General features: G+C 36.6%; 21 protein-coding genes. All 21 read right to left on the reverse strand.

Going from position 1 to position 25,791, the window contains the following annotated elements; translation table 11 throughout:
* Positions 1-10: 10 nt before the first annotated feature.
* The 21 genes from J3U18_RS10480 to rpoB all read right to left on the reverse strand — a co-directional run bounded on the left by J3U18_RS10480 (position 11) and on the right by rpoB (position 25,582).
* Positions 11-964 carry a beta-ketoacyl-ACP synthase III gene (locus J3U18_RS10480; RefSeq protein ID WP_065561835.1) on the reverse strand — a complete coding sequence of 318 codons (954 nt, stop codon included), beginning with the start codon at positions 962-964 and terminating at the stop codon, positions 11-13.
* Positions 965-968: 4 nt separating this feature from the next.
* Positions 969-2,015 carry a phosphate acyltransferase PlsX gene (plsX, locus tag J3U18_RS10485; RefSeq protein WP_081303428.1) on the reverse strand — a complete coding sequence of 349 codons (1,047 nt, stop codon included), beginning with the start codon at positions 2,013-2,015 and terminating at the stop codon, positions 969-971.
* Between the two features lie 33 nt (positions 2,016-2,048).
* Positions 2,049-2,216 (reverse strand): 50S ribosomal protein L32, encoded by a 168-nt coding sequence (gene rpmF, locus J3U18_RS10490; RefSeq protein WP_025316508.1) that lies wholly within the window; start codon positions 2,214-2,216, stop codon positions 2,049-2,051.
* Between the two features lie 4 nt (positions 2,217-2,220).
* A complete protein-coding gene (gene yceD, locus J3U18_RS10495; protein WP_267353994.1) occupies positions 2,221-2,730 on the reverse strand; it encodes a 23S rRNA accumulation protein YceD in 510 nt (169 codons plus the stop codon).
* Between the two features lie 296 nt (positions 2,731-3,026).
* Positions 3,027-4,946, reverse strand: coding sequence for a BglG family transcription antiterminator (locus J3U18_RS10500; RefSeq protein WP_267353996.1), 1,920 nt, complete (start codon positions 4,944-4,946; stop codon positions 3,027-3,029).
* A 3-nt stretch (positions 4,947-4,949) separates the two neighbouring features.
* Positions 4,950-5,690, reverse strand: coding sequence for a 2-dehydro-3-deoxy-phosphogluconate aldolase (gene dagF / locus J3U18_RS10505; RefSeq protein ID WP_267339303.1), 741 nt, complete (start codon positions 5,688-5,690; stop codon positions 4,950-4,952).
* Positions 5,690-6,829 carry a DgaE family pyridoxal phosphate-dependent ammonia lyase gene (locus J3U18_RS10510; protein ID WP_267353998.1) on the reverse strand — a complete coding sequence of 380 codons (1,140 nt, stop codon included), beginning with the start codon at positions 6,827-6,829 and terminating at the stop codon, positions 5,690-5,692. Before J3U18_RS10510 ends, dagF begins: the two co-directional genes overlap by 1 nt.
* Positions 6,807-7,943 carry an amidohydrolase/deacetylase family metallohydrolase gene (locus J3U18_RS10515; RefSeq protein WP_267354000.1) on the reverse strand — a complete coding sequence of 379 codons (1,137 nt, stop codon included), beginning with the start codon at positions 7,941-7,943 and terminating at the stop codon, positions 6,807-6,809. The genes J3U18_RS10510 and J3U18_RS10515 overlap by 23 nt, the downstream gene beginning before the upstream one ends.
* Positions 7,944-7,992: 49 nt before the next feature.
* On the reverse strand, positions 7,993-8,646 hold the full coding sequence (locus J3U18_RS10520; RefSeq protein ID WP_065561829.1) for a DUF4310 family protein: 654 nt from the start codon (positions 8,644-8,646) through the stop codon (positions 7,993-7,995).
* Positions 8,647-8,664: 18 nt separating this feature from the next.
* Complete coding sequence (locus tag J3U18_RS10525) at positions 8,665-9,417, reverse strand: DUF4311 domain-containing protein (protein WP_267354002.1); 753 nt, start codon at positions 9,415-9,417, stop codon at positions 8,665-8,667.
* Positions 9,418-9,432: 15 nt separating this feature from the next.
* On the reverse strand, positions 9,433-9,729 hold the full coding sequence (locus tag J3U18_RS10530) for a DUF4312 family protein (protein ID WP_065561827.1): 297 nt from the start codon (positions 9,727-9,729) through the stop codon (positions 9,433-9,435).
* Between the two features lie 13 nt (positions 9,730-9,742).
* Entirely contained in the window at positions 9,743-10,111 is a 369-nt protein-coding gene (locus tag J3U18_RS10535; RefSeq protein ID WP_065735204.1) for an SFCGS family glycine-rich protein, read from the reverse strand.
* A gap of 45 nt (positions 10,112-10,156) precedes the next feature.
* Positions 10,157-10,486, reverse strand: a complete 330-nt coding sequence (locus J3U18_RS10540; RefSeq protein WP_065561825.1) for a PRD domain-containing protein — start codon at positions 10,484-10,486, stop codon at positions 10,157-10,159.
* Between the two features lie 320 nt (positions 10,487-10,806).
* Complete coding sequence (locus J3U18_RS10545) at positions 10,807-11,715, reverse strand: TPM domain-containing protein (protein WP_267354004.1); 909 nt, start codon at positions 11,713-11,715, stop codon at positions 10,807-10,809.
* 103 nt (positions 11,716-11,818) lie between these two features.
* The gene (locus J3U18_RS10550) at positions 11,819-12,724 is read right to left on the reverse strand and encodes a TPM domain-containing protein (RefSeq protein ID WP_267354006.1); all 906 of its coding nucleotides are present in this window, start codon (positions 12,722-12,724) and stop codon (positions 11,819-11,821) included.
* Between the two features lie 714 nt (positions 12,725-13,438).
* Positions 13,439-14,341 (reverse strand): TPM domain-containing protein, encoded by a 903-nt coding sequence (locus J3U18_RS10555; protein WP_267354008.1) that lies wholly within the window; start codon positions 14,339-14,341, stop codon positions 13,439-13,441.
* 181 nt (positions 14,342-14,522) lie between these two features.
* Positions 14,523-15,449 carry a TPM domain-containing protein gene (locus J3U18_RS10560; RefSeq protein ID WP_267339153.1) on the reverse strand — a complete coding sequence of 309 codons (927 nt, stop codon included), beginning with the start codon at positions 15,447-15,449 and terminating at the stop codon, positions 14,523-14,525.
* A 371-nt stretch (positions 15,450-15,820) separates the two neighbouring features.
* Positions 15,821-16,417 (reverse strand): LemA family protein, encoded by a 597-nt coding sequence (locus tag J3U18_RS10565; RefSeq protein WP_065561819.1) that lies wholly within the window; start codon positions 16,415-16,417, stop codon positions 15,821-15,823.
* A 436-nt stretch (positions 16,418-16,853) separates the two neighbouring features.
* A complete protein-coding gene (locus J3U18_RS10570; RefSeq protein WP_267354010.1) occupies positions 16,854-17,165 on the reverse strand; it encodes an antibiotic biosynthesis monooxygenase family protein in 312 nt (103 codons plus the stop codon).
* Positions 17,166-17,245: 80 nt separating this feature from the next.
* The gene (gene rpoC, locus J3U18_RS10575) at positions 17,246-21,463 is read right to left on the reverse strand and encodes a DNA-directed RNA polymerase subunit beta' (RefSeq protein WP_065561817.1); all 4,218 of its coding nucleotides are present in this window, start codon (positions 21,461-21,463) and stop codon (positions 17,246-17,248) included.
* A gap of 90 nt (positions 21,464-21,553) precedes the next feature.
* Positions 21,554-25,582 carry a DNA-directed RNA polymerase subunit beta gene (gene rpoB / locus J3U18_RS10580; RefSeq protein WP_065561816.1) on the reverse strand — a complete coding sequence of 1,343 codons (4,029 nt, stop codon included), beginning with the start codon at positions 25,580-25,582 and terminating at the stop codon, positions 21,554-21,556.
* Positions 25,583-25,791 lie beyond the last annotated feature (209 nt).

Consider the following 25,791-nt stretch of genomic DNA (forward strand, 5'->3'; position numbering starts at 1 on the left):
AAGTTATAAATTAAAATTTAACGAGTGCAGAGCCCCAAACGAAACCACCGCCAAAAGCTTCTAACAATATTAACTGCCCTCGTTTAATACGGCCATCTCGCACACCTGCATCTAAAGCGCAAGGTACCGATGCAGCAGAAGTATTACCTTGTTTATCAAGCGTCACAATAACCTTACTCATATCCATATCAAGACGTTTAGCCGTAGCTGAAATAATTCGTAAATTAGCTTGATGAGGAACTAACCAATCTAAATCTGATTTATTAAATGCATTCTCGGATAATAGCTCATCGACTAAATTTGAAAGTTCTTTGACTGCAATTTTAAATACTTCATTGCCATGCATTGTCATATAAACTGGATCATTAAGTGAACGACGATCGACATATGGATATTTTAACAATTCACCATAACGACCATCAGCATGAAGATGAGAAGCAATAATTCCTGGTTCTTGTGAAGCACCCACTACAACAGCTCCTGCACCATCACCAAAAATAATAATTGTCCCGCGATCACTTGGATCAACACCACGAGTTAACATATCTGAGCCAACCACTAAGGCATATTTAATTGCACCACTCTTCACATATTTATCCGCAATATCAAGCGCATAAATAAATCCTGAACAAGCAGCTGATACATCAAATGCAATTACATCACCCAGATCCAATTTGGCCTGTAATTCAGTAGCTGAACTTGGAAAAGCATTAACCGATGTTGCTGTTGCAACAATAATCAAACCAATCTCTTGTTTATCGATTTTCGCCATTTCAATCGCATTAATCGCCGCTTCATAAGCCATACTAGTAACGGTTTCATCGGGTGCAGCAATGCGTCTTTCTTTAATACCAGTACGGGTAGTTATCCATTCATCACTAGTATCGACCATCTTTTCAAGATCGGCATTGGTTCTTATTTGTTTTGGAAGATAGCTTCCTGTTCCTAATATCTTTGTATACATCTAATTATTCGCTCTTAGGTAGTGCAGAAGAAAGACTATTGGCAATCTTCTCAGGTATATTCGTTTCGATAGCTAAAATAGCTTGCTCAATTGCTGCAAAAAATGATTTTTGATTGGCACTACCGTGACTTTTAATCACAATACTTTGAAGTCCAAGTAAACAGGCACCATTATATCGTCCAGGATCTAAATAACCAAAATTTTTTACTATTTTTCGTTGAAGCCATTTACTCAAAAATTTCATAATTAATGAGTTTTGCCCTAATAGCATTTTAAATGATGACATGAAAATTTTGATTAATCCTTCTACTGTTTTGAGCGTCACATTACCAACAAAACCATCACAAACAAGCACATCAGTTTTACCGGTCAACAGCTCATTGCCTTCTAAATAACCGATATAATTAATTTGATCATTGGCTTTCAAAATAGACGCCGCGGCACGAATTTTATCTAGCCCCTTAATATCTTCTTCACCAATATTAAGCAGAGCAACGCGCGGATTTTTAATATGAAGGACTGATTTTGCTAGTATTTCGCCCATTATGGCAAACTGCACTAGCATATCACTATCGCATTCTGCATTAGCACCTAAATCAAGCACAACAGTATTTTGGTTATTTAACGCAGGAATGGTGGCAACTAATGCCGGGCGATCGATACCAGTTAAAGAATGCAACAACAGCTTAGATAGCCCCATCAACGCACCAGTATTACCGGAACTGACGCAAGCCTGAGCCTTACTACTTTTCACTAACTCTAATGCAATCCTCATTGAGGAACCTTGGCTATGCCTAATTGCATATGATGGTTTCATATCGTTAGCGATGATCGCAGTAGATTCAGTTAACATCAAACGACCATTTTCTTGATATTGAGTAACCAGCTTTGCATTTTCTTTAGACAAAAAAAAGCCAACTTCCTTTAAATCACCGACAAGAAAGATAGAAAGGTTTGGATAATGGTGTAATGCTTGAATTGCAGCAGGAACAACAATACGAGGACCGAAGTCCCCGCTCATAGCATCTAACGCAATGGTTAGATTATCCAAAATGTCACCTGAAGATTTCTAGTTACTAAATAATTATTTAGAAATCACTTTACGACCGCGATAATAACCATCAGCGGTTACGTGATGACGTAAATGTGTTTTACCTGATTCATCAACTGAGATATTAGCAACAGTTAATGCATCATGAGAACGACGCATACCACGTTTTGCACGAGTTTTACGATTCTGTTGAACAGCCATGGATTTACCCCTTATTCTTTAAACTAACTAAAATTGCAAATGGATTTGGTTTTTCATTCTCCGCTGGAATTTCACCAAATACCATATCTGCCTCTGACACTTCGCAGTGTTTACTATCATGCACCGGCGCAATTGGTAATGAGAGAATAATTTCGTCCTCAATTAACGCTAATATATCTACTTCACCAAACTCGTTAACTAAAACGGGTTCATAATGTTCCGGTAATGCCTCTGCTTGAGCATCGCTCTTAACAGGGCTGAATTTATTCATCACATGGACTTCAGTGATAAAAGGTTTAAAACAACGCTGACAAATCAACTCAAGCGTCATTTTTGCATCAATGGTGATAACGCAAAGTTTTTGTTCATCATAATCAAAAGATAGATGACATTCGATATCACTTTTTGGACTTTCAATCCTCGTTGCACTTTTTGCTGGATAATATCCAACATAATCAAGTCTTTTTTGTGCTGCTTTAATTGGGTCAATTGTTAATGGTAATTTATTTTGCATAAGATATGCATGTCTACCTTAAAAATTATTAAGTGCAGCTAAAAACCACACAAAGCCATAAGGCGCGCATATTACCTTTAAATCACTGTTTCGTCAATGGGTAAGCACAAGATAATTTGTTTTCATTATTAATTATTCCTTTAATATTTATCATTTTTATTTCCTGACATTAGTATTAGAAAAAAAAGTTGAGGAGCGGGGTTTTTTAATATCCAAAATCGTTATTTATTTGATCATTGAAATTCTATTCACTTAATAGAAATCGCTTTCTCAATTTCAAATTTAAAGCAAATTAATTATGATAGCCGCCCAAAACTGTCTTTTACTATGGCTTGAAAATCATCGAAATTTCGACTATTTAGTAACCGCTTAGTTGATCTTTCTTTAACAAAATTAACCACTAAATTATAGATTCGCATTGCATCTTCATATTCATCTTTACTGATTGCTAATAAGAAAATGACATGCGCAATCTCATTTTTATTCCATTCAATACCTTGAGGAGCCAAAATAGTTGTTACCACTGTCTTTTTAGCCAACAACCCTACTGAATGGGGAATAGCAATATTTTCACCAATTAAGGTTGATACAATATTCTCTCGCTCCACCACCGATGGATGAAAATCTGATCCAACATATCCTGATTTCTCAAGGCGCTGACAAATTATCTGAAACAGTTCATTTTGTGTCATTGGCTTATCAATAATTAGGAAAAACTTTTCATTAAAAAAGCGCTCAATAATATATGGCATTGTGCGATCTACCATAGACAATCGCCCTAATTGTTCAAGTTGATAAGGTGTTGGAAATGGCGCTATTTTTACTATTTGCTTATCTTTTTCGGTCAAGCGAACGGTAGAGACAACAAAATCTTCCTCAATATGAGTTAACTGTTCATATTCTCGATAAGAAAGCGTTCGTTTAATTAAAATATGAGGGAAATCTCGTTTAATCTTTGATTCAATCATACGCAAGGTGGCATTACCTAATTCACTAACGAGTAAAATTTGCACTAATCTTTCATATCCAGCACTATAGTTACGCTCTAATGCGACGCCTATATGAATTGCTAAATAACTAATTTCATCTTCAGTCATTTTAACATCAGTAAATTTATGAATATTCGCTAATGCTGATAAAGTAATATCATAGGCAAAAGGGTAATATTGCTTAATTTCATGTAGTAATGGATTGGAAGTATGAATTTTATACTTGATCCGAGATAGCATCGATGAAATATGGATTAACATATCTTGGCGAAGTTTCATGTCATCTTTCAAATTATAGTGATAAGAATCATTGATATAAGACAAGATATGTTCAAATAACTCTAGACTTTTAGCTTGATTAGGTGATTGCATAATAGTGCGCGACATAATCTGCACACATAAATAATTAAATTCAGCATCTGAAAGTGCACTGCCTAAAAAATAAGAAAAGCCTTCAGAGACCTCTCGTGCAGCTCCAATTACTGTAGAATCAATATGATCCACTTGATAGTCCAATAATTCATGACCTTGCGTAATTCTAGTTATCGAAACTGCACAACAATAGAGCAAATACCCTTGCCCTTCCGAAGTTAATTTCAATTCAAAACGTTCAAACTGGTCTTGTAATAGGCTTTCAAGATACTCTAAATCAATATCAGGCAATATTGCCTGTATTAAACGATTAACATTGATAGTATCGCCCGTTATATGGTGTTGCCATAAAATATCAGTTAAACAAGCTCGGATAGCTGATTCCTCTCCGACTAATCGCATACCAGAATAAGGACGATTATCGAGCGATAAATGGTATTTGTCTAAATACTGCTTAACTTCAATAACATCATTTTGCAATGTATTACGGCTTAAAAACCATTCACCAGCAATATCATCCAATTTTACAGATTTAGATTGTGTTAAAAATGCAATAAGTAAGGCGGAAACACGTTCTTTATTAGTGCGAGGAACCCGTTCAATTTGCTGAACGATGGGTATTGTTGCATAAAGGTTAGAATCAACTATTACAAGGCGATAACCAATATTTTTAATATAATCAACCTGCGCACCATAAGTTTGTAACACATCATTTAAAGCAGAAATATCCGAACGAATAGTTCTTATCGATACTGAAAAACGATTTGCTAGCTCTTTTTGAGGTAGCAATTCATTTTTTATCGTATCAAAAATATAAGCTAATCGTTGATAAGGGAATAGCAATTTAGATGCCATTACTCATCCTGCTAATTTTTGCGTAATAGCTAAAAGTTGTTTAACATCTTCAGTTCTTGTCGCACCAGTTTCTTTATCAATAATTGACGTATAAATATGTGGAATCACTTTTTTTACACCTGCATCTAAAGCAATTTTCAAAATGGCTTCATAATTGTCTAAATCTATTCCCCCTGTAGGTTCTAAATAAAAATCAAATTCAGCACAGCATTTAGCTACATATTCATATTCATTTACATGTTTTAAACCACCCATAGGAAAATATTTTATAGAGCTCCCTCCCATATCTTTTAATAACGCAATAGCGGTTTCAACAGGTACGATTGCAGCGGGTGATTTTGAACTTAATGGTCCGGTTGCGATATTAACTAAGCCCACTTTACCTGTTGGTGATACAAGTCCATTGATTACGGTTTCTTTTTGCCCTAATAAAGCGCGACTTGTTCCTACTCCAGTAAAAACTTGATTGACATGTTGAGGCTGAAGAACGGCTGATATTTCAGACACCATGTTAGATTGATTTGGATCACCCGCGCCAAGGCCAACTGAAATTGCATTATCAATGGCTAAAGCATATTTTTTCATATCAGTGATTGCTTGATCATTATCTGGATAGTTTTTTGATAAGACGCCAACAACAACATAAGTTTGAGCGGCTTCATAAATAGCACGCGCATTATCAATTGAATTGGCTAGTACATTCAAACAAACACGGTCATTAAAATAATTTGGTGTTAATTGCATTATTTTACTCCTTGGATAATTTTTTTAATTTTGTTATAGATAATATCAAGCTGTTCGGCAGTGACACTGCGAACATCTGCATCTACTTTGCCTTCATTGGCCTTATATTCCCTAAAATAGACTGCAACTTCACCTTGCTTCATCAGCTCAATCATTTCAATTGCGGTTTTACCAATAACTTTTGAATCAAATGATATTTCTGCTCGAGCAATATCGCGCCCTGCACCATCCCAAACAACTTTTGCTGATATGCCATCAATTGAATTTAATTTTTCAATAAATGGTGTCATTTTAGAAACCATTTCTTGTCCAGTTTCTTGTTTTGGATCATTAATATATAATTCAATAGCCTTTGTTAAACCTAAAATACCTTCTTTCCCCACTTTCATTGGTCTTCCAATACCTTGGGACTGAAGTTTAAGCCACTCAATTGCTTGATGACGACCAATGACTAATCCACTAGTCGGCCCTTCAATAGCTTTTGCACCACTATAGATAACTAAATCCGCACCTTGTTGATAATAGGCTTGTAAATCCTCTTCTGCAGCGGCATCAACAATTAATGAAATATTATATTTTTTGGCAATCGTGGCGGTTTGAGCTACGGATAACATACTTTTTTGCACGCAATGGTGTGATTTAACATATAAAATAGCTGCAGTATCAGGATTAATTAGTGATTCAATATGCTCTGGTTTACACTCATTCGCATACCCCGCCTCAACGACAAGCCCACCACCCAAAGACACCATCGTACCGATAGGAGCACCAAAATTAACGTTATGTCCTTTGGGAACGATAATTTCACGAGGTACATATTTATCAGAACTATGGAGATTAAATAGCAAATCACGATCATCTTTAACAATTAAACCCGCGACAGCTTGCGCAATTCCAGCAGAAGCACAGGACACAACTACAGCATTTTCTACATTAAGTAATTTAGCAATGTATTGACCTGTTTTATCAACAAGATCTTTTATTTCAAAATATTCATTCAAACCATGAGATACGGTATCTACCACTTCTGCTCTAGGGGTTGATACACCTAAAATAGTCATTCGCCCGGAAGCATTAATCACTTTTTTCAAATGGTATTTACTGTATATTTCTTTTTCAGTTTGAGATTCTGAGCTCATTTTCACTACCTTCTTGTATTATTTCATTAATATTATTAACGATAGAAGCCAAAGGAACAAACTGCTCATGACATTCACGCACATCACCTTCTGAATCAGTAAACAAAACAGTCTGCTTTCTTACATCAAAAATAGTCAAATCAGCATCATAGCCAATTGCTATTTCTCCTTTGTTTTTTAAATGCAATATTTGTGCCGCATTTTTCGTCACACTATCTATAATTCTAGTTTTGCTATAACCTAAACAAATTAATTTACTCATGACATTAGCCAAGCTAAATACTGGGCCTTGTAAGCGATTTTTAGAATAAATATCAGAACTGATAGTGTTAGGATAAACATCTAAACATTTAGCGCGCTCGGCAACAGCAAAACTAAAACTTTCACCGCCATGACCAATATCTAAAATGACGCCACGCTCAATAGCGCGTTTAATTGAATCTCGCAGATTATTTTGTTTATCGAATATTTGATTTGGTTTACCATTAAAACAGTGAGTAATAATGTCACCTTTAGTTAATAACTCTGCAATTTCATCAAGTTCAGGAGGATTATTACCAACATGAATCATCAGTGGTAAACCAGTCTTTTTCTGCATCTCTTTTGCTTTGATTAATGGTAAAATACCATTGTCACCAACAACGCTACGGCTCATCCTAACTTTTATTCCAATAATAAAATGAGGATATTTAGCGAGTGATTTGTCAAATAACGCAACATCAACATCTTGCATATCAGCAAGCTCATTTTGCCTTATTAAGCCAATTTTTGAGATATTTAAAAAAGAATAAACATGAGTCTTAGCTTGCATAGCTAAATCATAAAACTCATCAATATCTAGGGCACCAACACTGCCGGCATCAACCACTGTCGTCACCCCAGCCTTAACACCAATTAGATCGGGTTCATCATGATATATAGGTGAGCGCGCAAAGCAGTGAGTGTGAGAATCGATCCAACCAGCACTGATATAGTGTTGACTTTTTAGATCCAACATCCGTTCAGATGGTGCTGTTATATCCTTGCCAATTTCAACAATTTTGCCATGGTTAATCGCGATATCAGTTACTGAATCATTAATAAGTTTGGCATTTTTTATAATTAAGTCATACATAATTTAATCCAACCCCTCCACCATGCTATAAATAGAGGGGAACATGACGTTATATAATTGGGAAGATACCACCAAAGATCATGGCACCCAAGATTGCACCACCAGTAATAGGCTTTTTCCACACATAAAATAGTAGTGCACCAAGCAGTGAACCTATACCGATTGGAATAGAAGCAACCATAGCTGATAAAATAATCATTGGACCAAGAAATCTACCTGAAGCATTCCCCGCGCCCATCATGACATCAGCCCCAAAGGTTGAGCCGCCGCCACTGTTAACGGTAAATTTACGTATCAGGATGATAATTAAGCCTATTGCTAAACCGAGAATTAAACCTGTTACTAATGCCACAAAAAAATTCTCAATTGGCAATGTATAGCCACCAGCTAATAACAGCGCAGGTACCCCTAAACCAATACCGGTTTGTAGTGCACCACCGATATCAAGGATACCAACTAGCGATCCTTCAATAACACGTGCAAATAAAAAGCTCGCCCCAAAAGCTGCTACAGCGCCATAGTCGCCCGTTGTCATTCCTGATTTAAGCATTGCAACAAAGGCAATTTCATTAAAAGCGCCAATACCATATACATAGAAAGTATGCGTCCCAGCAAAAATACCAGCAGAGAGTAATCCACAAAGAATAGGGAAAGACCAATCTGCATACCAAAAACTTTTATTAATGGTTGTTTGAGTATTCATAATGTGTTGTTCCCTATATTATTTAAACCAATAAGACAAACCATCTCGAAATGAATTTATCATCTTCATATCAAAACCACGGAAATATCCGCTCATGACAAATAAGATGATTACTGCAACAAGCATGATTTTCATTACTCGATTCCAACCACTGTCATCTACACCTTTGCCAATCAAGATTCCCAGAACTAATCCTGGCACTGCATTACCCATAATTAATTGGGCAAGGCCTCCAAACAATGTGCCCCAAAAACCACTTCTACGACCAGCATCTAAGGCAGCTAACCAGAAAATAACTGGCATCACTGTAGCCACAAGCAAATTCGCAGCTGGAACTAGGACTTTTGTTGCAGTGATTTTTAATGAATCAGGAATAACTGATGTCGTTGTATTTAAAAATAACACAACAATCACACCGATAAATGCACAAGCAATCGCCATTTTCTTAGGATCATGTAGCGTTTGAGCTAAATTTCGGTTTTTTATCATCAATAATGCAGCTCCCCAGTTCGGGATAATACGATGATCAACATCTTGCGTGAATGAACCCGCAGCAACTGATGAAGCCCATGCATTAAAAAAGAATCCTAAACCAAATGAAAAGTGAGCAGCTGGATCACCCTCACATGAATTGAGCTCACCTAGGGTACGAAATGCCCCCATACCTTGATAGGTTGGAGCATGAAACATTCGAGCGGCACCCGCTCCTACTCCAAATCCACACAGTCCACCAATTACAATAGACTTTAACGCTATAATTAGAATTTCCATGACTTTCCTTTTACGTTATTTAGAGATAAATTTAATATCGCTTAGATCGATAAACGTAACATTTACTGATACATCAAGAGTGATGTCATAAAATGCTTTTTTTCTAGGTAAAAAGATAAATAAAAAACGTTCTGTAGTTATCTTTTCTGTAGCAGAAACAACACTAATATCTAGGGGTTCAATTCGTAACATTACATTATTCGTATTTTTAAGCACCTGTTTCTGCACTTGGCTTAAGGCTATGGCAAATGCACGCTGCTTTGAATCCCCTTGCCCGGTTACTCTTACTTGTATCTGCTCAGTTTTTTTCATATTTCAAACCTATTTAAGAACGAGGGTATTTTTTTAAAAATGCTTGGGCGATACGCTGACCAAGCTCTACCGTATCCATAAAACCAAAACCAAGCACTTTACAACCATCATTAATGGCAGTTTCACCTTCTTCAATCGAACGCATACCATGTCGTTGTGAATAACCATACTTATTTTGGGCTGTTATCGCACCCGCGCCACCACTTCCACAAAACGAAAGCCCTAAATCCGCATTTTCTTGATTCATCACATCACCTAATTTCATATCGGCGGCCATACCTGGTATAACAATTGCGCGACATCCATCAATAGAATTGATTCCTTCTGCAATTTTTTGTCCTTTTCCCATTCTATCGCCGATTACGATGACTAATTCAGCCATAATTGTTCTCCTATTAATTATCGTTTTTTATATCTAGTAACTTGTTTAGTTGGCCATGGCCACCTCATAATGAACAGCCAATAAATAAACCTCTTCCATTGGAAGATTATTGAATAGTTCTACTGTTTTACGCGAAAGAGCTAAAGCTTGCTCTGATAATTCATCAAATATAGTGGGATCGACTTCGGGGAGTTTTTCTAAAGTTTTTGCTCTTTCTACCATCGCTTTAACATGTGATAACAGCATCGCTTTTTGCACATCATTTTGAGTGATTTGATGCTCAGCTAACCAATGATTAATGATTTTTATCGTTTGCTCAGTAACAACTTCGGGATCTAAATCATCTTCGACCATTCGGAATTGTGGCATAGTCATTATTATTCTCTTGTTTATTTATAAGATGACTTAGCCTAAATGAAATAACAATCAATGTGGAGAGAGACTTTTTCCTATTGCAAAAGGAAATTTATTGTCATGATGAGTGAGTTCTGTAACTAACAAGGATTGTCGTGTTGGATAAGTAATTGAGTAAATTGATTTCAAACTTAATCATTAAAAACGATTAAAAACGTCATTAACGCCCTAAATTAATATTAAAAAACCCCGTTCCTCAACTTTTTTTTGATGATCGGGGTTTTAATGTTAAAGCTGATTATTGTGGAGAAGATATATAACCAAGATCGTTTTATTAAAAATTACCAGCTACCGGAAGCGCCACCGCCACCGCTAGAACCTCCACCGCCGCCGCTAAAGTCGCCGCTATCGCTAAAACCACCGCTAGAATCACCAAAATCGTCACTTCCTCCGTGACTATTTCCTCCTCCGCCAGCTCCGGGAGTTAAAAAGTTGCTAACTAGGAGACTGAAACAAAATACGACAAACATTATAAAAAACAGAAAAAATGCTATCTCAAGTATATATTCCACATGCCAAAGAGTGTATCCAGCAACAGATAATGCGTTAAATAAACCAGTACGTAAACATTGTTTGGTTTTATCTTTACGATATAATAATTTGGCAAGTATAAAACAAATAACGAATGACACCAGCGCATAATAAGCAAAGTTTTCTGTAAATAACTGTTCAATCCTAAGGCCTTGTTCATTATCTTCACATTTCGGGGTAGGATTATCGATTTTTTGTTTTAGCACAGATAAGGCGTTATCAATACCCTGATAATAGTTATTTTGTCGAAATTGTGGTGCTAATTGCTCACGAATAATTTTACTGGCCACTAAGTCTGTAATAGTTCCTTCAAGCCCATAGCCAACCTCAATTCGCATGAGTTTATCATCTTTAACAATAACTAATAAAATACCATTGTCTTGTCCTTTTCGACCGATTTTCCATTGAATAAAGACTCTATCTGCGTATTGTTCTACCGTTTCATCATCCAGTTTGGAAATCATTAAAACCGCTATCTGGGCACCATCTGTTCGAGGCTTTTCAAAGCCAATTAGGCTTGATTCTAATGACTCTTTTTGAGAATCGGTTAAAGTATGAGTCGTGTCGATAACACGATGTGCAAATTCCGGGATGTCAGTTAGCCCATAACAAAACCAACTGAATGTTAACAATAAACTACTTAGAAAATATCTTTTCATTATATTTTCTGCCTCATGACTAACAACGCTAAATAAAACTATTATATAGTCAAATCAAAATCTTACTATTAAAACTTAATGAGTATGATCTTTGTTCATCTCATTACCAACGACCAGATGCACCGCCACCACCACTGCGGCCACCACCGCCACCACTAAATCCGCCACCTCGAGAACCACCGCTAGAACCACCAAAACCGCCACTTCCTCCGCGATTATTTCCTCCTCCGCCAGCTCCGGGAGTTAAAATGCCGCTAGCCATGGTACTTAAACAAAATACGACACACATTATAAAAAACAGAAAAAATGCTATCTCAAGTATATATTCCACATGCCAAAGAGTGTATCCAGCAACAGATAATGCGTTAAATAAACCAGTACGTAAACATTGTTTGGTTTTATCTTTACGATATAATAATTTGGCAAGTATAAAACAAATAACGAATGACACCAGCGCATAATAAGCAAAGTTTTCTGTAAATAACTGTTCAATCCTAAGGCCTTGTTCATTATCTTCACATTTCGGGGTAGGATTATCGATTTTTTGTTTTAGCACAGATAAGGCATTATCAATACCCTGATAATAGTTATTTTGTCGAAATTGTGGTGCTAATTGCTCACGAATAATTTTACTGGCCACTAAGTCTGTAATAGTTCCTTCAAGCCCATAACCAACCTCAATTCGCATGAGTTTATCGTCTTTAACAATAAGTAATAAAATACCATTGTCTTGTCCTTTTCGACCGATTTTCCATTGAATAAAGACTCTATCTGCGTATTGTTCTACCGTTTCATCATCCAGTTTGGAAATCATTAAAACCGCTATCTGGGCACCATCTGTTCGAGGCTTTTCAAAGCCAATTAGGCTTGATTCTAATGATTCTTTTTGAGAATCGGTTAAAGTATGAGTCGTGTCGATAACACGATGTGCAAATTCCGGGATGTCAGTTAGCCCATAACAAAACCAACTGAATATTAACAATAAACTACTTAGAAAATATCTTTTCATTATATTTTCTGCCTCATGACTAATAACGCTAAATAAAACTATTATATAGTCAAATCAAAATCTTACTATTAAAACTTAAAGAGTATGATCTTTGTTCATCTCATTACCAACGACCAGATGCACCACCACTGCGGCCGCCACATCCACCTCGGCACTCGAATAGCTATATGAAGATCGACTGCTTCTGCCACTCCCGCTACGACTTCTTCTTATGCCGTTTTTACGACTGATAGCGATGAATAACAAGTTAGCAAACACATAATTTATACCAAAAATAAAAACGACATCGGTAAGATATAAGTAACTAAAATCGTGAACATATCAAGTTACAATAAGGAGAAACAAACTATTTGATAGTGATGTGATGATAATGCGTTTAAATTCACTTTTTTCGAATTTAACCGTGAAAACGAACAAACAAAAAAAGAAAACACTTTCCAGCTTTGTTGAATAATCCAGTTAAACAACATATCTAACATTTCACTTAACCCAATTCTATGATTATTCTGGGTTTGTTTCTCTGGATGAATTTCATTACCTATTGTGACATCTTTTAATACCGAAATTGCATCATTAATACCCTGATAATAGTTCTTTTGCTTAAATTGTGTGGCTTACTGTTCTCGAATGATGTGGCTAGCGATTGTTGTAAAAAATAAACTGCTATTAATCGATATGATTAAGGCGCATATAGCGCCTTATTTTTTATCCTATTTACCAGCTACCGGAAGCGCCACCGCCACCACTGCGACCACCACCGCCGCCGCTAAAGCCGCCACCTCCGCCGAAGCCACCGCTAGAACCACCAAAACCGCCTCCTCCTCGATGATTTCCTCTTCCGCCACCAGCTCCGGGAGTCACAATGCGGCTGGCAATGGTACTCAAAATAAATACCACAAACATGATAAATACTATAATAAATACATCGCGCATATGCCAAAGAGTAAATCCACCAACAGATAGTGCGTTAAATAAACCAGTAAGAAGACATTGATTGGTTTTATCTTTACGATACAATAATTTGACAACTATAAGACAAATAACGAATGACACCAGCGCATAATTACTCAACATGGAAGTAAAATCTTCTGATGATAACAAGTTAAAGCCTTGTTCGTTATCTTCACTTTTCGGGGAAGGATTATCGATTTTTTGTTTCAGTGCAGATAAGGCATTATCAATTCCTTGATAATAGTTATTTTGTCGAAATTCTGGCGCTAATTGTTCACGAATAATTTTACTGGCCACTAAGTCAGTAATAGTTCCTTCAAGCCCATAACCAACCTCAATTCGCATGAGTTTATCATCTTTAACAATAACTAATAAAATACCATTGTCTTGTCCTTTTCGACCGATTTTCCATTGAATAAAGACTCTATCTGCGTATTGTTCTACCGTTTCATTATCCAGTTTGGGAATCATTAAAACCGCTATCTGGGCTCCATCTGTTCGAGGCTTTTCAAAGCCAATTAGGCTTGATTCTAATGACTCTTTTTGAGAATCGGTTAAAGTATGAGTCGTGTCGATAACACGATGTGCAAATTCCGGGATGTCTGTTAGCCCATAACAAAACCAACTGAATATTAACAATAAACTACTTAGAAAATATCTTTTCATTGTATTTTTTGCCTTATGATTAACAACGCTAAATAAAATTTTAATTTTTACAACAAACAGTTAATTGCGATCCATTTAATAAAGCGTTTAGACAAGATATCATTGGTTAACTAAAACTAGTATATAGCCGAATCAAAATCTTACTATTAAAACTTAATGAGTATTATCTTTGTTCATCTCATTACCAACGACCAGATGCACCGCCACCACCACTGCGGCCGCCGCCTCCGCCGGTTCGGGAACTTCTACTCGAATGGCTATATGAAGATCGGCTGCTACTGCCACTCCCGCTACGACTTCTTCTAGTGCCGTTTTTAAAACTGATAGCGATGAATAGCAAGTTAGCAACTACATAATTTATACCAAAAATAAAAACGACATCGATTAGATATAAGTAAGTAAAACCGTGAACACACCAAGTTACAATTAGGATAAATAAACTATTTGATAGTGATGTAATGATAATGCGTTTAAATACATTTTTTTCGAATTTAACCGTGAAGGCTAAACAAACAAAAAAGGAAAACACTTTCCAGCTTTGTTGAATAATCCAGTTAAACAACATATCTAACATTTCACTTAACCCAATTCTATGATTATTCTGGGTTTGTTTCTCTGGATGAATTTCATTACCTATTGTGACATCTTTTAATACCGAAATTGCATCATTAATACCTTGATAATAATTATTTTGCTTAAATTGTGGGGCTAACTGTTCCCGAATGATGTGGCTAGCGACTAAATCGGTAACAATGCCTTCAAGCCCATACCCCACTTCAATACGCATCTGTCGGTCATCTTTTGCTACTAACAATAAAATACCATTATCCAGCCCTTTTCTTCCAATTTTCCATTGGTTAAAAACTCTCTGCGCGTACTGCTCTATGGTTTCGTTGTCGAGTTTTGCGATCATCAAAACCGCTATTTGCGCCCCATCAGTTTTCGAGTGTTCAAATTGAATTAGGCTTGATTCTAAAGACTTGACTTGCGATGCACTTAAAGTATTGGTTGTATCAATAATATGACTATTAAAAGCAGGAATTTCAGTCAAACCATAACTAAACCAACTAAGCATTAACAACATACTAAAGAAAACATATTTTTTCATTATATTTTGACCAAAATGACCTGCAATAGAATAATATTATTACTTTTAAAAAACGCATATCAAAAGCTAATCTACTCTATTTTAGGTTTAAGTAGTATAAGACATCAATGGGTAGAAATGACTATTATATAGCCAGATAACAATTTTGCTATTAACATCTGCTTTTTTATCAAGTTTTGCCGTCATGGAAATTTGGCACTATTTATTTTGTATTGGGGGAAACTTAATAGAGCTTTATTGTACAATATTTCTATGTGATCGAGTTAAGGTATGGTCATAACTCGATCTTAAAGGAAGAGAATTTCAGTTGATCGATACCAACTGATGATTAACAGCAAACTTAACACTCAATATTTTTTGAGCAATTATGTTTATTGAAAGTTAACTGCGGGTGCATTTGAAATTTCTTTTTCATTATCAACCGTAAATTGCTGTTTAGGTTCTACACCTATAAAGCCAGCAATCCACTTATTTGGTATTTTTCGGATATAAATATTAAACGATTGAACTGCTTGTATATATCGTCCTCTGGCAACTGCGATCCGATTTTCAGTGCCTTCTAACTGGCTCATAAGATCCTGAAAAAGTGAACTGGCTTTAAGATCTGGATAGTTTTCACTGACAGCAATTAAGTGGCTTAAGGCAGTACTTAATTCTGATTGCGCTTGTTGGAATTTAGCAAATAAAGCCGGATCGGTTAGCTGATCAGCGTTGATTTGAATTGAGCCAACTTTACTTCTTGCTTCGGTCACTTGAGTTAACACTTCTTTTTCGTGTGTAGTATAACCTTTAACCGTATTAACTAAACTTGGAGTTAAATCAGCCCGACGCTTATATTGGTTGACAACTTCTGACCATGCAGCTGCTACACCTTCGTCACGGGTTTGGATATCATTGTATCGACTAAAGCAGAAAAATGCTCCAACAATAATTAATACCAAAACACATAATAGAAATTTTGATTTCATTGTATATTCCTATAAATAGTTGAATTTATGGATAGCTTAACAAATGAATACATCAAAAAATAGAATTAAAATAAGCTATCTGCGATTTTTAAACACTTATTTATACCTCAAGTTTAAATCTCACTAACAAATTTATACCGATATTTCGATAAAAAGAACAAGCTCTGAAAAAAACAAGGAATGTAAGTTATCAATCTGTGGACTCACTAATATTGAATTGGCTATATTGCAAATTAATATCGCCTTAATCCACACCGTTTAAGATAATTTACTCAATATTATTATAGCCATTTTTATAATGCATGCTATGTATAATCCTAATTTACGCATAAAAAATATACCGCTTATTTTTATTCTTGATCATAAAACTTTTATTAATGATGATTTAGGTAGATTTTACCAATTTATAATAAGCGGTTTATTATTTGATAATTATTTATAATACACTTTCAAAGCATTCTAACTGTGCTGGCTCATAGTAAATATCGTTATTATTTGGTCTATTTCCGGTATTACGATGAGTATGTTTGAATTGTTCTGAGTTTACCCAAGCGTCGAAATCGGCTTTTGATTCCCACTCAGCAAATGATGAAAATAACGTATAATTTTCCTCCGTTTTCCCCTTTAAAAAATAAAAACGATTAAAGCCTTTCATCTCTTTTAAATGGGTATCACGATTACTCCATATTTCAATAAAAGCCTCTTCACTACCTCGTTTTACTTTAAATCGGTTCATGACAATATACATATCAAAACTCCTTTTTTTAAATACACATAAAAAAATAGCACGTGCTTACACGTGCTATTTTAATAACTTAGTCCTACTGACTATTGATTTTCTTCTGCAGAATTGAGTAATTCTGCTAAGTTAGCTGTTGCTTCTTCAGCTGAAACAGTTGGTTGAATTTCATCATCAATAGGCATTGTACGTTTACGCAAACGCTCTTTATGATAAGCATAACCAGTACCAGCTGGAATCAAGCGACCAACAATAACGTTTTCTTTCAAGCCACGAAGCTCATCATTTTTACCAGCTACTGCTGCTTCAGTTAATACGCGAGTCGTTTCTTGGAACGATGCCGCAGAAATAAATGATTCAGTAGTAAGTGATGCTTTAGTAATACCAAGCAGATCATGCAAGTAAACAATTGGCTCTTTACCTTGTGCCTCAAGCTCACGATTAATAATCTTCAAGCGTGAAACTTCAAGTTGTTCGCCGTCAAGTAAACGAGAACCACCCGGATGAATAACTGTCGCTTTACGTAACATCTGACGAACAATAACTTCAATATGTTTATCATTGATTTTTACACCTTGTAAGCGATAAACTTCTTGAACTTCGTTAACGATGTAACGTGTCACTGCATTAACACCACGTAAACGTAAAATGTCATGTGCAGATTCTGGACCGTCAGAAATCACATCACCACGTCCAACTTGTTCGCCTTCAAATACGTTGAGTTGACGCCATTTTGGAATCATCTCTTCATATGGATCACTACCATCTAATGGAGTGATAATTAAGCGACGTTTACCTTTGGTTTCTTTACCAAACGAGATAATACCATCGATTTCAGCAAGAATTGCTGGCTCTTTAGGTTTACGTGCTTCAAATAAGTCAGCAACGCGTGGTAAACCACCGGTAATATCTTTAGTACCAACCGATGCTTGTGGAATACGTGCAAGTGTATCACCCACATTGATTTCAGCACCATCTTCTAATTGTACTAATGCTTTACCTGGTAAGAAATATTGAGCAAGCATCTCTGTACCTGCAACATAAATATCTTTACCTTTAGCATCAACAATCTTAATTGCTGGACGTAAATCTTTACCAACACCTGTTCGTTCAGCGACATCTAAAATAACAATTGATGATAAACCTGTTAATTCGTCGGTTTGACGGGTGATAGTTTGACCATCAACCATATCAACAAATTTAACAAAGCCTTTCGCTTCAGAGATAACTGGCATGGTATGTGGATCCCAGTTAGCAACTGTTTCACCGGCATCAACCGCTGCACCATTACCTTTAGTTAGAATCGAACCATAAGGAACTTTATAAGTTTCTTTCATTCGACCTAATTCATCGATAATCGTTAATTCAGCATTACGAGATGTAATAACCAGTTTCTTATCTGGGTTAGTTACAAATTTAGCATTAGATAATTTGATGCTACCTTTGTTTTTAACTTGAACACTTGATTCTGCTGCTGCTCGTGATGCCGCACCACCGATATGGAACGTACGCATGGTTAACTGTGTACCTGGCTCACCGATTGATTGAGCAGCGATAACACCGATTGCTTCACCTTTATTTACTAGGTGACCACGGGCTAAGTCACGACCATAACATTTCGCACAAACACCAAAGTCAGTATCACACGAAACAACTGAACGAACTTTAACGCTATCAACAGATTCTTCTTCAAGTAAATCACAATAGTTTTCATCAAGTAGCGTATTACGAGGAATTAAAATATCCGCACTACCTGGTTTTAATACATCTTCTGCTGTTACACGACCTAATACACGTTCACGAAGTGGCTCTTTAACATCTCCACCTTCGATAACTGGTGTCATCACTACACCTTCTAACGTACCACAGTCATCTTCAATAACGACTAGATCTTGAGCTACGTCAACTAAACGGCGAGTTAAGTAACCTGAGTTCGCAGTTTTTAATGCGGTATCGGCAAGACCTTTACGCGCACCATGGGTCGAGATAAAGTACTGAAGAACGTTTAACCCTTCACGGAAGTTTGCCGTAATTGGTGTTTCGATGATTGAACCATCCGGTTTTGCCATCAATCCACGCATACCAGCTAACTGACGAATCTGAGCTGCAGAACCCCGCGCACCAGAGTCGGCCATCATATAGATGCTGTTAAATGAAGATTGAACTTCTTCTTTACCTTCATGATTGATCACTTTTTCAGTTGATAAGTTATCCATCATCGCTTTAGCAACACGTTCATTGGCTGCTGCCCAGATATCGATAACTTTGTTATAGCGTTCACCAGCGGTAACTAAACCTGATTGGAACTGTTCTTGAATTTCAGCAACTTCAATTTCAGCTTCATTGATGATTTGTAATTTTTTAGCTGGAATTTCCATATCATCAATACCAACCGATACACCAGAACGTGCTGCATAAGCAAATCCGGTATACATTACTTGGTCAGCCAAGATAACAGTTTCTTTCATGCCTAATTGGCGATAACAAATATTTAAAATTCGTGAAATCGCCTTTTTACCAAGTGGTTGATTGATGACAGAGAAGCTCATACCTTTAGGCATAATTAACCATAAGATAGCACGACCAACTGTAGTATCAACTACAGAAGTTGTATCTTCCCACTCACCAATACTATTACGGTGGCTTTCAGTAATACGTACTTTAACTTTAGCATGTAGCTCAACAAGACCTAAGCGATACAGTTTTTCTGCTTCTTTAGGTCCGGTTAAAATCATGCCTTCACCTTTCGCATTGACTTTATCACGAGTCATGTAGTAAAGACCTAATACCACGTCCTGAGAAGGAACAATGATAGGCTCACCACTCGCAGGTGAAAGAATGTTGTTGGTTGACATCATTAACGCACGCGCTTCTAATTGCGCTTCTAACGTTAATGGTACATGAACCGCCATTTGGTCACCATCGAAGTCAGCATTGAATGCCGCACAAACTAATGGATGTAATTGGATCGCTTTACCTTCAATTAGGATAGGTTCAAATGCCTGAATACCTAATCGGTGAAGTGTTGGTGCACGGTTTAGTAATACCGGATGTTCACGGATAACTTCATCTAAGATATCCCAAACAATTGCATCTTCACGTTCAACCATTTTCTTGGCTGCTTTAATGGTAGTTGCATAACCACGACGCTCTAATTTACCGTAAATAAATGGTTTGAATAATTCAAGTGCCATTTTCTTCGGTAAACCACATTGATGTAATCGTAAGTATGGACCTACAGTGATTACTGAACGACCTGAGTAGTCAACACGTTTACCTAATAAGTTTTGACGGAAACGACCTTGCTTACCTTTAATCATATCGGCAAGTGATTTTAATGGACGTTTGTTTGAACCGGTAATAGCACGACCACGGCGACCATTATCTAATAATGCGTCAACAGATTCTTGTAACATACGTTTTTCGTTACGTACGATAATATCTGGCGCTGCCAAATCTAATAAACGTTTTAAACGATTATTACGGTTAATCACTCGACGATATAGATCGTTCAAATCTGATGTTGCAAAACGTCCGCCATCTAGCGGTACTAATGGACGTAAATCGGGTGGCAACACAGGTAATACGTTTAAGATCATCCATTCTGGTTTATTTTCTGATTGAATGAATGCTTCAATAATCTTAATACGTTTAGTCAGTTTTTTACGCTTAGTTTCAGAATTGGTAGTTTCAAGCTCATCACGTAGTGCTTCACATTCAGCTTGCACATCGATATTACGTAGTAATTCTTGAATTGCTTCGGCACCCATACGAGCATCGAATTCATCACCAAACTCTTCTAACGCATCTAAATATTGTTCTTCTGTTAAAATTTGACCGCGTTCTAAGTTTGTCATTCCGCCGTCAAGAACCATAAATGATTCAAAATAAAGCACACGTTCAATGTCACGAAGTGGCATATCTAATAATAGACCAATACGTGATGGTAATGATTTTAAAAACCAGATATGTGCAGTAGGTGATGCGAGCTCAATATGCCCCATACGCTCACGACGTACTTTGGCTTGAGTAACTTCAACACCACATTTTTCACAGATCACACCACGGTGTTTTAAACGTTTATATTTTCCACATAAACATTCATAATCTTTTACTGGTCCAAAAATACGAGCACAAAACAATCCGTCACGTTCCGGTTTGAACGTACGATAGTTAATTGTTTCAGGTTTTTTAACTTCACCAAAAGACCATGAACGAATCATATCAGGAGAGGCAAGGCCTATCTTGATAGCATCAAAATCTTCAGTTTTAGTTTGTGCTTTTAGAAACTTTAGTAAGTCTTTCACAATTGACTCCTATGGAGTTAAACCAATTAGATAACTTATCATTGCTGATAAGTTATCCCTATAAATAGAAATCATTTCAGTTAGTTAAGATTACTCTTCATCTAACTCGATATTAATACCTAACGAACGAATCTCTTTTAATAATACATTAAATGATTCTGGAATCGCAGGCTCCATACGATGATCACCATCTACAATATTTTTATACATCTTAGTACGACCATTCACATCATCTGATTTAACAGTTAACATTTCTTGTAGAGTATAAGCAGCACCATATGCTTCAAGTGCCCATACTTCCATCTCACCGAAACGTTGACCACCAAATTGAGCTTTACCACCCAATGGTTGTTGTGTAACCAGACTATATGAACCTGTAGAACGCGCATGCATCTTATCATCAACTAAGTGATTCAATTTCAGCATATACATGTAACCTACAGTTACTGGACGTTCAAATTGCTCACCTGTACGACCATCAAACAATGTAATTTGACCTGAAGTTGGTAAATCACCCAGCTCAAGTAATGACTTGATTTCTTGCTCTTTTGCACCGTCAAAGACTGGCGTTGCAAGAGGCATACCATTACGTAAATTTTGTGCCAATGTCATCACTTCTTGGTCAGTAAATTCAGCAACATTGACTTTCTGTGCTGCCCCTAAACCAAGGTCATAAGCTTTTTGAATGAAATCACGTAATTTAGCTAACTCTTGCTGTTCTTTTAGCATTGCATCGATCTTCTGACCAATACCTTTTGCCGCCATACCTAAGTGAGTTTCTAAAATCTGACCGATATTCATACGAGACGGAACACCAAGTGGATTCAATACGATATCAACCGGACGTCCTTTATCATCATATGGCATATCTTCAATTGGGTTGATTTTAGAGATAACCCCTTTGTTACCATGGCGACCCGCCATCTTATCACCAGGCTGAATTTGACGTTTAACGGCTAAGTAAACTTTAACAATTTTGAGAACTCCAGGTTGTAAATCATCACCTTGAGTAATCTTCATTCGTTTAGCTTCAAGTTTCTTATTAAATTCAGCTTTGATTTCATCATGTTGTTCAGCAAGTTGTTCTAATTGAGCTTGCTTACTTTCATTAGAAATACCAATGGTTAACCATTTTTCACGTGGTAAAGCATCTAATTTGTCTGCTTTAATACCACCAGAAATTAATACATCACGGATACGAGCAAACAATGCTGCTTCTAAAATTTTAAGTTCTTCAGTTAAGTCTTTTCTTACTTGTTTCAGTTGCATCTCTTCAATTTCAAGTGCACGTTTGTCTTTTTGTACACCATCACGAGTGAAGACTTGTACATCAATAACCGTACCTGAAACACCATTTGGTACACGTAATGAAGTATCTTTAACATCAGATGCTTTTTCACCGAAAATAGCACGTAGTAATTTCTCTTCTGGTGTTAATTGCGTTTCGCCTTTAGGCGTTACTTTACCAACAAGAATATCACCACCTTTTACTTCAGCGCCGATATAAACAATACCAGACTCATCAAGTTTAGAAAGTGCTGCTTCACCCACATTTGGAATATCAGCAGTAATTTCTTCAGCACCAAGTTTAGTATCACGAGATACACAAGATAGTTCTTGAATATGAATCGAAGTGAAACGATCATCTTGTACCACTTTTTCAGAGACTAAAATAGAATCCTCAAAGTTATAACCGTTCCATGGCATAAATGCCACGCGCATATTTTGACCAAGTGCTAACTCACCTAAATCCGTTGATGGACCGTCTGCAAGTACATCGCCACGCTCAACTTTTTCACCTAATTCCACGCATGGAATTTGGTTAATACAAGTATTTTGGTTAGAACGGGTATATTTAGTTAAGTTGTAAATATCAATACCTGTTTCACCGGCATACATTTCATCATCGTTAACGTTAATAACAATACGTGAAGCATCAACATATTGTACTGTACCGCCACGACGAGCAACCGCAGTTACACCTGAGTCAACAGCAACCGCACGTTCCATACCAGTACCAACAAAAGGTTTCTCTGCTTTTAATGTTGGTACAGCTTGACGTTGCATGTTCGCACCCATCAAGGCACGGTTCGCATCATCATGCTCAAGGAATGGGATTAATGAAGCACCAACAGAAACGATTTGTTGTGTTGATACGTCCATATAATGAACTTGTTCCGGGCTATATAAACCAGATTCACCATTTAAACGGCAAGTCACTAAATCTTCTTTAAAGCGACCATCGTCATCAAGATTTGAGTTAGCCTGAGCTATAACAAACTCACTTTCATCGATTGCTGATAAATAGTTAATCTCATCAGTCACAACACCGTCAATCACTCGACGATATGGCGTTTCTAAGAATCCATACTCATTGGTACGTGAATAAACCGCTAATGAGTTAATTAAACCGATATTTGGACCTTCCGGCGTTTCAATCGGACATACACGACCATAATGTGTAGGATGTACGTCACGCACTTCAAAGCCTGCACGTTCACGAGTTAAACCACCTGGACCTAATGCAGAAATACGACGTTTGTGAGTAATTTCAGATAATGGATTGTTTTGATCCATAAACTGAGATAATTGGCTAGAACCAAAGAACTCACGAATTGCCGCTGAAATTGGTTTAGCATTGATCATATCTTGTGGCATTAATGAATCAAGATCACCTAAAGATAGACGCTCTTTTACAGCTCGTTCAACACGAACTAAACCAATACGGAATTGGTTTTCAGCCATTTCACCAACACTACGGATGCGACGATTGCCTAAGTGATCGATATCATCAACTTCACCATGACCATTACGGATGCTGATTAATTTCTTCATTACATCAACGATATCAGCTTTTGTTAAGACACTTTCGCCTTCAATATCGTCTCGTCCTAAAGAACGATTGAACTTCATACGACCTACCGCTGATAAGTCATAACGTTCGTCGGAGAAGAATAGATTATCAAATAACGCTTCGGCTGCTTCTTTTGTTGGTGGCTCGCCTGGACGCATCATTCGATAAATTTCAACTAATGCACCTAATCGATCACGTGTTGAATCAACATTTAATGTTTCAGAAATAAATGGTCCATGATCTAAATCATTAGTGAATAATGTTTCAATTTTCTTATAACCAGCATTGGTTAATTCAAGTAATAGTTCTAAAGAAATTGGTGTATTGGCAAAAGCAATAACCTCACCAGTTTCTTCATCAACATAATTTTTTGCTAAAACTTTATTTACAATATATTCAACTGGAACGTCGATTTTAGTTACTTTATCTTTTTCAAGCTCACGAATATGACGAGCTGTAATACGACGACCTTTTTCTGCGTAAACTTTGCCTTTAGATTCGATATCAAATAGCGCTGTTTCACCACGTAAACGCTCTGGCACAAGTTCCATTTTTAATTTTGATTTGCCTACTTCGAAAATAGTTTTTTCGAAGAACATATCTAAAATTTCTTCAGTTTCATAACCTAACGCACGTAAAATAATTGTTGCTGGAAGTTTACGACGACGGTCGATACGAGCAAAAAGATTATCTTTTGGATCAAATTCGAAATCAAGCCAAGAGCCACGATAAGGAATAATCCGAGCATTATATAAAACTTTACCAGAAGAGTGCGTTTTACCTTTATCACTGTCAAAGAACACACCTGGACTACGATGTAATTGTGAAACGATAACACGTTCAGTACCGTTAATCACAAAAGTACCATTGTCCGTCATTAAAGGGATTTCGCCCATATAGACGTCTTGCTCTTTAATATCTTTAACTGTTCCTTCTGGCGCATCTTTATCATAAATAACTAAACGTAATTTAACGCGCAATGGTGCTGAGTAAGTGATCCCTCTGATTTGACATTCTTTTACATCAAACACAGGTTCGCCCATTTTAAAGCTTACGTATTGTAACTCAGCGCTACCACTATAACTTTTTATCGGAAATATTGAACGGAATGCGGCTTCTAAGCCATATTGACCTTCTGGGTCTTGCTCAATAAACTTCTGGAACGAATCAAGTTGAATAGAAAGAAGATACGGTATATCCAAGACTTGTGGACGCTTACCAAAATTCTTACGAATTCGTTTTTTCTCGGTATAAGAGTAAACCATTAGTTCCTCAACTTGCTTATCTGCTATTTTAGCATGATTAAATATTCATCAGGGTACTACGAAATGATAACGCCTGACACCTCATCGAAAATATCTATAAATATCAATTGATTAGGCTTAATAAATATATTATTTCTTTATTACTTTTTATTGATAATCTTCAAATAAAATTATTTGACTTATTACAGCGCAAAAAGGCTGGAGGTATA

The organism is Gilliamella sp. B3482 (genome assembly GCF_026536805.1).
Classification (GTDB): domain Bacteria; phylum Pseudomonadota; class Gammaproteobacteria; order Enterobacterales; family Orbaceae; genus Gilliamella; species Gilliamella apicola_E.